The 11,897-nt window shown below is 64.9% G+C and carries 10 protein-coding genes; 7 read left to right on the top strand and 3 right to left on the bottom strand.

Translation table 11 applies throughout. The features are described 5' to 3' along the window. Positions 1–17 precede the first annotated feature (17 nt). Together GDR53_RS07340 and GDR53_RS07345 are read right to left on the bottom strand one after the other, a co-directional pair. Positions 18–1,193 (bottom strand): enolase C-terminal domain-like protein, encoded by a 1,176-nt coding sequence (locus GDR53_RS07340; RefSeq protein ID WP_193337412.1) that lies wholly within the window; start codon positions 1,191–1,193, stop codon positions 18–20. A 12-nt stretch (positions 1,194–1,205) separates the two neighbouring features. Further along, positions 1,206–2,387, bottom strand: a complete 1,182-nt coding sequence (locus GDR53_RS07345; protein WP_193337413.1) for an enolase C-terminal domain-like protein — start codon at positions 2,385–2,387, stop codon at positions 1,206–1,208. Between the two features lie 162 nt (positions 2,388–2,549). On the opposite strand from GDR53_RS07345, the gene GDR53_RS07350 reads away from it, so the two are divergent. The 4 genes from GDR53_RS07350 (at position 2,550) to GDR53_RS07365 (ending at position 6,959) form a co-directional block, all read left to right on the top strand. Then, a complete protein-coding gene (locus GDR53_RS07350; RefSeq protein ID WP_232846754.1) occupies positions 2,550–3,227 on the top strand; it encodes a GntR family transcriptional regulator in 678 nt (225 codons plus the stop codon). A gap of 124 nt (positions 3,228–3,351) precedes the next feature. Next, complete coding sequence (locus GDR53_RS07355) at positions 3,352–5,520, top strand: malate synthase G (RefSeq protein WP_193337414.1); 2,169 nt, start codon at positions 3,352–3,354, stop codon at positions 5,518–5,520. 158 nt (positions 5,521–5,678) lie between these two features. Next, the gene (locus tag GDR53_RS07360; RefSeq protein WP_193337415.1) at positions 5,679–6,122 is read left to right on the top strand and encodes a GlcG/HbpS family heme-binding protein; all 444 of its coding nucleotides are present in this window, start codon (positions 5,679–5,681) and stop codon (positions 6,120–6,122) included. A 3-nt stretch (positions 6,123–6,125) separates the two neighbouring features. Then, positions 6,126–6,959, top strand: coding sequence for an IclR family transcriptional regulator (locus GDR53_RS07365; RefSeq protein ID WP_193337416.1), 834 nt, complete (start codon positions 6,126–6,128; stop codon positions 6,957–6,959). On the opposite strand, the gene GDR53_RS07370 is transcribed toward GDR53_RS07365, so the two are convergent. Next, positions 6,936–8,021, bottom strand: coding sequence for a LacI family DNA-binding transcriptional regulator (locus tag GDR53_RS07370; RefSeq protein WP_193337417.1), 1,086 nt, complete (start codon positions 8,019–8,021; stop codon positions 6,936–6,938). The genes GDR53_RS07365 and GDR53_RS07370 overlap by 24 nt on opposite strands. Positions 8,022–8,201: 180 nt before the next feature. On the opposite strand from GDR53_RS07370, the gene GDR53_RS07375 reads away from it, so the two are divergent. From GDR53_RS07375 to GDR53_RS07385, 3 genes are read left to right on the top strand one after another with little or no spacing between them, the layout of a single operon-like run. Then, positions 8,202–10,571, top strand: a complete 2,370-nt coding sequence (locus GDR53_RS07375; protein ID WP_193337418.1) for a CaiB/BaiF CoA transferase family protein — start codon at positions 8,202–8,204, stop codon at positions 10,569–10,571. A gap of 1 nt (position 10,572) precedes the next feature. Further along, entirely contained in the window at positions 10,573–11,379 is an 807-nt protein-coding gene (locus tag GDR53_RS07380; RefSeq protein ID WP_193337419.1) for a hotdog family protein, read from the top strand. Continuing rightward, complete coding sequence (locus GDR53_RS07385; RefSeq protein WP_193337420.1) at positions 11,372–11,821, top strand: MaoC family dehydratase; 450 nt, start codon at positions 11,372–11,374, stop codon at positions 11,819–11,821. Before GDR53_RS07380 ends, GDR53_RS07385 begins: the two co-directional genes overlap by 8 nt. The last annotated feature ends 76 nt before the right edge of the window (positions 11,822–11,897 follow it).

An 11,897-nucleotide genomic window follows, 5' to 3' on the forward strand; every position in this document is an offset into this window, starting at 1 on the left:
CTCTCCTCCGTTGTGGCTCATTCGATGACGATGTGATCGATGAGGTTCTTATTGACGAAATCCCAGTCGTACTTGACGCCGAGCCCCGGTCCCTCCGGCACGGCGAAACAACCATCTGCTCCCACGGCATCGAGGGTGTCGGAATAGTCCGAGGCGTAGATGGAATTGACCATTTGACCCCGCGAGGGACCAACCATGGCAAGTTCGTAGAAGTTGGTGTTGCGGATGGCCGCCATGCAGTGGCGATGGGCGGGGCCATTGCCGTGCAGTTCGACATCGAGGCCCATCGCCTCGGCAAAATGGGCGATCTTCATGGTGCCGGTAATGCCGATATCGAGGTCCGGATCGGCGCGCACGAAGTCGGTGCCATCGAGCAGCACGATATTGGCCATGGCCTCGACGCCGCGGACATGTTCGCCCAGTAGGATCGGGGTCTTGATCATCTCGCGCAGCCGGCGATGGGCATGGCCTGCCAGGCCACCATCGCTATAGGGGTCCTCGTACCAGAAGAAGCCAGCCTCATCGCAGGCCTTGCCGACCAGCACGGCGTCACCGAAAGTCTTGAGGTGACAGGCGCTGTCATGCATCAGCGCCATGCGCCCGCCGACCTGCTTGCCCAGCGCCAGAATGGCGTTGATGTCGTTCTCGGTGCCGCCATCGGTCCAGCCATGCATCTTGAAGGCGCGATAGCCCAGGCCGTAGCATTCCTCGGCGAAGTCGGCGAAAGCCTCGGGCGTTGCCAGGCCACCACCCGGCCCGGCGAACCAGGTCGAGGCATAGGCGGGCAAGCGCCGCGGCTTGCCACCGAGCATCTGCGTGACGGAGGCGCCGATGCGCTTGCCGGCCAGATCCCAGAGCGCATTGTCGATCTGGCAGGCGCCGATCCGGTCTTCCTTGCGCAGGTAGCGACGGGCAATCTCATAGATTTGCTCGCGTCCGAAGGCGTCCATGCCAATGATCCACTTGGCGAGGAACTTGGCATGCAGATAGGTGTCGGAGCGGCCGCCGATATATTCGCCCCGCGCCCCGTCGCGTGTTTCCACCGCGACGCCAAGCCGGGTGCGGGTGTTGCGAATGCCGGGCATGTCGATGCCGCCGGGATTGACGTCGAAAGCGACGTTTTCGATATCCTGCTTGAAGAGGAACAGTTCGACGCGCTTGATTTGCGAGCCTTGGTGCGTTGCGGTTTCCATTGGTGCCGTCCCCTACTGGATTGTCAGTTTCTGAGTGGTCATCTTGTCGATAGCCGCCCAGTCGTAGCTGACGCCCAGCCCCGGCCCCTCCGGCACCGGGAAGGTCCCGTCCGGACTGACATCGTCGAGCGCGTCCGAATAGCCGCAGGTATAGACCGGGGCGTTGAAATTGCCGCGCGACGGCCCGACCATGGACAGTTCGTAGAAATTGGTGTTGCGGATCGCGGCCATGCAGTGGCGGTGGGCCGGCCCGGGGGCATGCAGCTCGACATCAAGGCCCAGCGCCTCGGCAAAACGGGCGATCTTCATGGTGCCGGTAATGCCCATATCGAAGTCGGGATCGGCGCGCACGAAATCGGTGCCGTCGGCCAGGACAAGGGTGGCCATGGATTCAAGGCCACGCACATGCTCGCCCAGCAGGAGCGGCGTCTTGATCAGTTCACGCAGCCGGCGATGCGCATGGGCCGAAAGCCCGCCGTCGCTATAGGGGTCCTCGTACCAGTAAAAGCCTGCCTCGTCGCACGCCCTGCCCACCGCCAGCGCGTCCGCAAAGGTCTTGAAGCTGCAGGCGCTGTCATGCATAAGCGCCATCCGGCTGCCGACACGCTTGCCGAGCCCCAGGACCGCGTCGATGTCGCGCTGGATGCCACCGTCGGTCCAGCCATGCATCTTGAAGGCGCGATAGCCGAGTTCGTAGCACTCCTCGGCGAAATCGGAAAAAGCCTCCGGCGTTGCCAGCCCGCCGCCGTCGCCGCCGAACCAGGTCGAGGCGTAGGCCTTGACGGTCCTGCGGGCGCCGCCCAGCAGCTGGCTCACAGAGGCGCCGGTGCGCTGTCCGGCCAGGTCCCATAGAGCATTGTCGATCACCCCGGCGCCCATCCGATCTTCCTTGCGGAGCTGGCGACGGATGGCCTCATAGGCGTGTTCACGGGCGAAGCAGTCGAGCCCGATAATGGCTTTGGCGCAGGTTGCGGCCTGTGCCAGGGAATTGGCCTGGCCGCCCACATAGGCGCCGACGGCGCCATCGACGGTTTCGATGCGCACGGCAAGGCGCGTGCGGCTGCCCTTGGCATCAGGCATGTCCGAGCCGCCCGGGCCCACCCCGACCATGGGATAGGCAAACAGGCTCAGATCCACTCGTTTGATGGCGGTCGCCTTCGACTCCGGAACGTCCCGCAACGCGCTTTCGGCCATCCGTCTCTCTCCCTATATCCTATATTATTTTCGACAATAGGATATAGGATATAGCCAGATGTCAAGTCAAACGCTTTGGTCACCAACACGCGCATTCCCTTTTGGAATGCTATAGGATAGACGCAGCATCGCGCCCGTTAGGCGGCACTGGAGTTGGCGGAATTGGACAAACAACAGGGCACATCGGCGACCGCGATCAAGCGGCCGCTGCGGCTGGGAGACGAGGTCTACAACTCCGTCTATGCCCAACTAATGAGCCAGAGAATCCTGCCCGGCAGCCGGATTTCCATCGACAATCTGGCTCGGGAACTGGGCGTGTCACAGACCCCGGTCCGCGAGGCCTTGTCGCGGCTCGAGGCGCAGGGACTGATCGTCAATACGCATCTGATCGGGTTCAGCGCCGCCCCGCAGATCGATCGCGCCCGTTTCGACCAGCTCTACGAGATGCGCCTGCTGCTCGAGCCTTTCGTGGCCCGCAAGGCGGCCATCGCGATCGACGCGGCGCAGATGGCCCTGCTGCAGCGCCTGGCGGCCGAAATGCGCGGCGAGGGGGAGCGGGCGGTGGCGAGCTATTCAGACTTCGCCCATCTGGACGGCGAATTCCACGAGACGATTGCGCAGGCCTGCGGCAACGAGCTGATGCGCGAAACGCTGGCCAACCTTCATACCCATATCCATCTGTTCAGGCTGTTTCCCCATTCGGGTGCGACGACCAAGGCCAATGCCGAGCATGCCGATCTGCTGACCGCGCTGGCGGCGCACGACCCGGCTGCGGCCGAACGGGCGATGCGCAACCATGTGAAGCGCTCCTATGCGCGTTTCAGCATGTTTTTCGGATAGAGCCGGGGCGAGGCGGCGAGTCACGGGGAGCCGCATTCCGCATCGCGGAAAACTTGCACCCGGCGGCAGCGACGGAGACGGCACAAGCTTAAGATGCGCGCTGTTGCAGATCGAGGAGGCGTGCATGTACGAGACCAGAGGCAATCTTACGGTCGATGCAGAACTGGCGCGCTTCATCGAGACCGAGGTCATGCCGGGCACCGGAATGGACCCGTCGGTGTTCTGGCAGGGTTATGCAAGCTTGATCGAGACTCTGGCGCCCGAAACCGCGCGCCTGCTGGAGGAGCGCGACCGGCTGCAGGGGCTGCTTGACCGCTGGCACCTGGACCGAAGGGGGCAGGCGCATGACGCGCCAGCCTACAAGCAATATCTGCTCGATATCGCCTATCTCGTCCCTGATGACGCGCTGCTGGCCATCACCACGGCGCCCGTCGATCCGGAAATCGGCGTGCTTGCCGGCCCGCAACTGGTGGCGCCGGTGATGAATGCCCGCTTTGCCCTCAATGCCGCCAATGCGCGCTGGGGCAGCCTCTATGACGCTCTCTATGGCTCCGATGTGGTGCCGCAGAATGGCGCGCAGGCGCCGGGGCAGGGTTATAACGCCGAACGCGGTGCGGCCGTGATAGCGCGGGCCGCTGCGGTGCTGGACATGGCGCTGCCGCTCGATGGCGCCAGCCATGCCGCGGTGACGGAATATGGATTTGATGGTGGAGCCCTCACGATCGTGGTCGGCGACGATGTCGTTGGCCTGCGCCAGCCGGCGGCCTTTCTGGGGCATGCCCGGCGCGGGGAAGCGCTGGTGCTGCTGTTTGTCCATCATGGCCTGCACCTCGAGCTGGTCATCGACCGGTCGACGCTGGCCGGCGCGCAACATGCGGCGGGTCTGGCCGACGTGGTGATGGAAGCCGCACTGACAACAATCCAGGATTGCGAGGACTCGGTCGCTGCGGTCGACGCCGCCGACAAGGTAGCGGTCTATCGCAACTGGCTGGGGCTGATGCGCGGAGACTTGGTGGAGAGCTTTGACAAAGGCGGGCGCCAGGTCACCCGCCGGCTCGCGCCGGACCGCAGCTATGTCGACAGGTCCGGCGCCCGCTTCACGCTGGCCGGTCGCAGCCTGATGCTGGTGCGCCATGTCGGGCATTTGATGACCACCGATGCGGTGCGCGACAGCCAGGGGGCGGAAACGCCCGAGGGCTTTCTCGATGCGATGGTTACGGTGCTGGCGGCGCTGCACGACCTGCGCAAGACCGAGGGCCCGCGCAATTCGCGTTGTGCCAGCATCTATGTGGTCAAGCCCAAGATGCATGGCCCGGCCGAAGTGGCGCTGGCCGACGCGATCTTTGCCATGGTCGAGGACATCTTCGCGCTGCCGCGCAACACCATAAAGATGGGCGTTATGGACGAAGAGCGCCGCACCTCGCTCAACCTGCGGGCCTGCATGCGCGAAGTGAAGGACCGGCTGGCCTTCATCAATACCGGCTTTCTCGACCGGACGGGCGATGAAATCCACACCCTGATGGAAGCCGGACCAGTGGTCAGCAAGGGGGCGATGCGCTCGGCGACCTGGCTTGGGGCCTATGAGAATAACAATGTCGATACCGGCCTTGCCGCCGGCCTGCCCGGGCATGGCCAGATCGGCAAGGGCATGTGGGCCAAGCCCGATGCCCTGGCGGAAATGGTCGATGCCAAAGGCGGGCATCCCAAGGCCGGCGCCAGCACCGCCTGGGTGCCCTCCCCCACGGCGGCGACCCTTCATGCCATGCACTACCATGAGGTCAGCGTCGCCGATGTGCAGGCGACCCTGCGGTCGCGCCAGCCCGCATCGATCGACGCCATCCTCGAGCCGCCCCTGCTGGGAGGCACCAATCTGTCTGCCGAGGCGGTGCAGCGCGAGCTCGACAATAATGCGCAGGGCATTCTGGGCTATGTGGTGCGCTGGATCGACCAGGGGATTGGCTGCTCCAAGGTTCCCGATATCGACAATGTAGGCCTGATGGAAGATCGGGCGACGCTGCGGATTTCCGCCCAGCATATCGCCAACTGGATGCGCCATGGCCTGGTCAGCGAGGACCAGGTGCGCCAGGCGATGGCGCGCATGGCGGCCATCGTCGACCGGCAGAATGCCGGCGATGCGGGCTACTCGGCCATGGCAACCGATCTGGACGGCAATATTGCGTTTCAGACCGCCTGCGCCCTGGTGTTTTCCGGGGCGAGCCAGCCGAACGGCTATACCGAACCGCTGCTGCATGACGGCAGGCGGCGCAAAAAGGCCCAGTTGGCGAATGCCTGACGGGGGCCAGTGCGTGGTCAAAAATAACCGCGCATCGCCGGAAATTGCTTTCCAGGTGACGCGCGAACCGGGTCTAACGGCACTTAGAAAAGGTGCCTTCAATCTGCCTTCCGCCATCGGCATGCCGAGGCGACCCCTATCCAAGCTGGAGCGTGACTATGTTGAACATCCCCCGCATCGATCTGACTGACGCCGGCATTTTGCTGGCCGGCGCGCGCCAGAAGGCGGACGAAATCGGCATTCCGATGTGCATCGCCATTGTCGATGAAAGCGGCAATCTGGTTGCGTTCGAGCGCATGGATGGCGGCAAGATCACCAGCATCACCATTGCCATCGACAAGGCCTATACCGCCGCGGCCGCCAAGCGCGCCACGCACGAATATGGCCAGGCCAGCCAGCCCGGCGCCGCGGCCTATGGCATCAACAGCGCCATTGGCGGCCGGCTGATGGTGGTGGCGGGCGGACTGCCGCTGCTGGTCAATGGCGCGGTGGTCGGCGGCATCGGCATCAGCTCTGGCACGCCCGCGCAGGACCAGGCCGTTGCCCAGGCCGGGATCGATCATTTTCTCGCCCAGCAGCCGCCGACCGGCGACAAGGGCTAGACCATGGCCAGCCCCGCCACGCTTGATACTGCGCCCCCTCGCCTCGCCGGCGACGCGGAAAAGGCCGCCAAAAGCCGCGACCTGGTGCAATCGGTGGAGCGGGCAATGGCGCTGCTGGAGGCGCTCGCAGAGGATGGCTCCGGTCTGCGGCTGACCGATCTGGTGCAAAAAACCGGGCTATCGCCCTCGACCGCGCATCGGTTGCTGACCACGCTGCAGACTCGCCAGTTCGTGCATTTCGATCCTGTCAATGCGCTGTGGTTCGTGGGAAGGCAGACATTTTCGGTGGGCCTTGCCTATGGACAGCGGCAATCGGTGCTGGCGCCGGCTTTGCCGTTGCTGCGCCCGCTGCGCGACCTGACCCGCGAGACGGCCAATATCGGCATTGTCGATGACGGCGCCATCGTGCTGATGGGGCAGATCGAGAGCCGGGAAATCGTGCGCGCCATCGGGCGGACCGGTGGCAGGGCGCCGCTGTTCGGATCCGCCATGGGCAAGGCAATCCTGTCGACCTATCGCGACGAGGATGTGCACGCCCTGCTGAAACAGGCCGGCCTGCCGCGGACCACCAGCGCCGGGCCGGGCGGGACGGAGGCGCTGCTCGAGGAACTGGCTTTGGTGCGCGAGCGCGGCTATGCGGTAGATGAGCACGAGTTCTCGCAGGGCCTGCGCTGTGTCGCCAGCCCGGTGCGCGACCGGCGCAACGAGGCGATCGCGGCCGTGTCCGTGTCGGGACTGGCCGCGCGGCTGACGCTGGAGCGGCTGCCCGTGGTGGGGGCCCAGGTCGTCGACGTGGCGCTGCGGCTCAGCCAGTCACTTGCTGGTCGGGAGCGGTAGGCCCGGTGCGTCGATGGTCTCCACGGCCTGATGGCCCGCCGTTGAATGGCGGACGATCAACTCGCCGCTCAGTGAATTCTGCGTCGGCGGCAGACTGGAGCGCGCCAGTTGCTGGGTGATCAGTTGCACCGTCAGCTCGACCATGGCGTCAACGGGCTGCCGGAATGTCGTCAGCGAGTAATGCGGCCAGCGGGTGAGCGCCACATCGTCAAAGCCGGCTATGGCGATATCGTCCGGAATGGTGAGCCCCAGCGTTTCCTTGAGGGCATCGAATCCCCCCGCCGCCAGAATATCGTTGGCGAAGAATACCGCATCGGTGGGTTCGCCCTGGGCGATCTCCAGCCCGGCCCGATAGCCGGCCTCGTAGCTGTATTCGCCACCCGGAATGCAGCGCGTCAGCTTCATGCCAAGTTCGGCGACGCGGGTGACGAAGGCATTTTGCCGTTCCAAATTGGTGGAGGTATGCGGCAGGCCGGCGACGAAGGCGACACGGCGACGCCCCAGCGCATGGAAATGGTCCGCAATGGCGCGAGCGCCCTCGACATTGTTGCAGCAGACCGAGGTCAGCGTCTCGTCGGGAATGGTGCGATTGACCAGCACGGCGGCGCGGCCCTCGGTTGCCCAGTGCAGCGAGGCGCCAGATAGCACCGTGGCGGATATGACCACGACGGCATCGACATTGTATTTACGCAGGGCGACCAGCTGCTCTTCGATATTGGAGCCGCGCGTGATGTTGAACATCAGGCTCTGCAGCCCGACCCGCTGCAGCTCGCGCGACAGCTTTTCAATCAGCGTCGGATAAAACGGGTTCTGCATTTCCGAGACGACAATGCCGGCAATATTGCTGCGGCGCGTGGACAGCATCGAGGCAATGGCATTGGGGTGATAGTCGAACTTTTCCGCCGCGCGCAGGATGCGCTGGCGGAGCTCGTTGGAAATCGAGGTCCCGGGGGAAAATGCGCGGGACACGGCTGACTGACTCACCCCCACCAATCGCGCCAGGTCGCGGGCAGTGATCGGCTTGTGCCGCGCGGCATCGTTCTTGCCATCCACCTTCGTCATACCATCCCCCGTACCCCGCCCTTTATATCCAAGCCCAAGCGCGATGGAAGCCTCCACGTGGTGCGTACTTTATTGTTGCATCCGGATGCAACGTCATTCTATCGTGTCGGCATCGGCGTGAACTTGACTGCCTCACAGAAGGCGACGTGCTGAGTAACCAATTCTGGGAGGAGTGGGCCGATGGGTACCGCATTGGGCCATCTGCGGGTGGTCGATTTTTCCAATAGTCTAGCCGGGCAGTATTGCGCCCGACTGTTTGCCGATTATGGCGCTTCGGTCATGCTGGTGGAGCCGGTGGGCGGCTCGCCCCTGCGCGGCATGGCGCCGTTTTCGCAGGCCGGGGACTCACTGCAGTTCTTCCATCTCAACACCAACAAGCATTCCCTGGTGCTCGACCGGGACACCGAAGAGGGCGACGCTACCTTCGCCATGCTGCTGGCGGGCGCCGACGTCGCCGTGCTGCCCAATGACACCGATCCGGAGGCGATCAGCGCGGCCTATCCGTCGCTGGTCGTGGTGCGGCCGTCGCTGTTCGGCACCGATGGTCCGCGCGCGCACTGGCAAGGCCCCGAGATCGTGCTGCAGGCGCTATCCGGCATGATGCACAATAATGGCGCGGCGGGCCGCGAACCGCTGTTCGGCACGGGCAATCGCGCGGCGATCGCCAGCGGCGTCGGTGCCTTTGTCGGCGCCCTGGCCGCGCTTTATGTGCGCGAGGACAGCGGGCAAGGCCAGGTGGTGCGGATCGACGCCGCCGAGACCGCGGCCGCCATGTGCTTTCCCTATATCATGCAGCACATCTATAACGGCACGGTGCGGCAGCGCACCGAACAGGCCGTGCAGGCCGGACAGGTGCTGTGCCGGGACGGCTGGGTCTGTATCTGGATCTACAATTTCCGCTGGCATGCCTTGCTCGAGGCGCTCGAACTGGGCGAGCTCGAACACGATCCGCGCTTTGCCGATCCGGCGGACCGCCGTGCCAACTGGGATGTGCTGTTTGCCATTTTCCAGGCCAAGGTTGCCGACATGCCGGCCGAGGATCTGGTCGAAATCCTGCAGCGCGCCCAGGTCATTGCCGCCAAGGCCTATCGACCCTCCGAGCTGGTCCACAACAGCCACCTCGACGCCCGCAACTACTGGTCCGAAGTCGATGGACGCCGCATGCTGGGACCGGCCTTCCGGTTGACCCGCACGCCGCGCCAGGTTTCGGCGGCTGCGCCGCAGCCCGGCGACGTCGCGCCGCCCGCCTGGACGCCCCGATCGACCATAGCGGCCAGACCGACCAGCAGCGGCCAGCGGCCGCTCGATGGCCTGCGCGTCATTGAACTCACCACGGCCTGGGCCGGGCCGATGTCGGGGCGGGTGCTGGCCTATATGGGCGCGGAGTCCATTCACGTGGAGGCTCCCAACCGGGTCAATTCGTGGCGCCTCAACAAGGACCGCCCCAATCCGCACAACTTCCCCGACATGGAGCCGGGAGACCGGTGGTATGACCGCTCGTTCCTGTTCAATTCGCAGAACGTCAACAAGCTCAGCTGCATCCTCAACCTCAAGACCGAGGGGGGCCGTGCGACGCTGCGGCGCCTGGTGGCGGTCGCCGATGTGCTGATCTGCAATTTCCGCCCGGGAACGCTCAAGAAGCTGGGCGTGGACTATGAAAGCCTCACGGCGATCAAGCCCGACATTATCGTGGCCGAACTGCCCGCCTTTGGCGTCGAGGGGAAGATGTCGAGCTATGCAGCCCTGGGGCCGACAATGGAAATGGCCGCCGGCATGTCCGCGATGATCGGCTATCCCGGGGGGCAGCCGGAGGTGACGGGGCCGTCCTATCTCGATCCGATCGGCGGCTTCAACGCGGCGGCGGCGATCCTGACCGCGCTGATCCACCGCCAGAAGACCGGCGAGGGCCAGTATGTGGAAGTGCCTCAGGTCGAGGCGGCGATGCAGCTGATCGGCGCGGAAATCCTCAAGGCCGGCGAGACCGGCGACGATCCGGCGCCCAATGGCAACCGGGTCCCGTTTGCCAGCCCGCATGACGCGTTTCCGACCAAGGGCGACGATCAGTGGATCGCCATTGCCGCGCTCGACGAGACGCAGTGGCGCGCCCTGTGTCAGGCCATGGGGCAGCGCGAGCTGGCCGATGACCCGCGCTTTACCGACCTGGCGCGCCGGCGGGACAATGAGGACGAGCTGACCGAGATCATTGCCGCCTGGACGAGCAATCACGACAAGCACCAGCTGGCCGAAAGCCTGCAATCGGCGGGCATTGCGGCCGCGCCAGTGCAGGATCCCAAGGATGTGGCCGAAGACCCCTATCTGGCGCATCGTGGCTTTTTCACCGAGCTCGATCATCCCGATGCGGGACGGCACCGCCACCCCAGCCTGCCCATTCACCTCAGCACGACGCCCGGCGCCCAGCTGCGTTCGGCACCGCCCTTTGGCTGGCACAACCGCCATGTGCTCGAGACCATTCTCAAGCTTTCGCCAGAGGAAGTGGCGGCCATCGAGGCCAGCGACGCCATGGGCACCGAACCGCTGGCGGGGGCGTAAGATGTCGGCCGAGTTTCCGCGCAGCTTCGACGTGCATGTCCTGCTCGATGACGCGCCGCATTATCCCGGCTCGATCCATGACGACGTCGTGGCGCGGGCGCGGGGATACAAGGCGGCGCTGATCCCGGGGGCCTTCGTCTATGGCCATATCAGCCGGGCCGCCATCCACGCCTGGGGCGTCGATTGGGTCGAGCGCGGCGCCATGTCGGCGCGGTTCCGCCGGCCGGTCTACAACCATGACGATATCACCGTCACTGCCGGGGCCCTGGAGGATGACGGCAGCCTGCTGCGCAGCGCGGTCAGCGTGCGCAATGGCGATGGCGAGGAAGTGGCCACCGGCTGGATCGCGCTGCCGCACCAGCCGGTCCCGGCCCCTGATCCCACCACGCTCGAGCTGCTGGATATGCCCGCCAGTCCGCCCCCAGTTGCGGCCGGCGCCCTGCCCGTCGGCGCGCCGCTGCATGGACGCGACCGGGAGCTGACGGCGGCGGACTATGCCGCATCGCTGTCGGCCTTTGCCGAACAGCATCCCCTTTATGCCGAGCACGGCTTTGTCCATTCCGGCATGCTGATGCGAACCGGGATGGGCGACGTCAATGGCGGGTGGAAGTTCCCGGCCGCCGTGGTGCTCGTGGAAGCCGAGGCGCAGCATTTCCGGCCGGTTTACCCAGGCCAAACGATCCGCACCGCGGGCAGGATTGCCGAAACATATGAACGCAAGGGCAAGCACTATTTCGTTTCCGACGAGGTGCTGCTTGCCGATGGCGTTCCGGCCGCGCGCTTCAGAAGGACCCAGATCTATGGCTGATGACTGGACCGGCTCGGTCACCGATCTGACCGCTACCTATACGAGGACCGTCACGGCGGAGGATATTGCGCGCTTTGCCGAGTTGAGCGGGGACGACTACGAAGCCCATACGGATCCACAGGTCATGGCGGCGTCGGCCTTTGGCGGCATCATCGCCCATGGGGCGCTGCTGGTGGGCTATATGTCGGCCGCTGGCACCAGGGCGATCCGGGTGGCGCAAGAGCGGGGCAATACCAGCACGCCGGTGGCGCTGGGCTATGAGCGCATGCGCTTTGTGGCACCGGTCTTTCCCGGCGACACGGTGACCGTGTCCTACACCGTCACCAGCGTGGATTCCGAACGCCACCGCTCGCTGGCCGACATCGCCGTGACCAACCAGTCCGGCACGACAATGGCTGTCGCCGAACACATTATGAAATGGCTGCCAAATACCACCGTTTAGGCGGGAATTCGGCCTTGCATCCGGATGCATTCGATGCAAGGTTTAGGTGCCGGTGACAGGTTGACGCCAGAAACAA

It is taken from the genome of Devosia beringensis (assembly GCF_014926585.1).
Classification (GTDB): domain Bacteria; phylum Pseudomonadota; class Alphaproteobacteria; order Rhizobiales; family Devosiaceae; genus Devosia; species Devosia beringensis.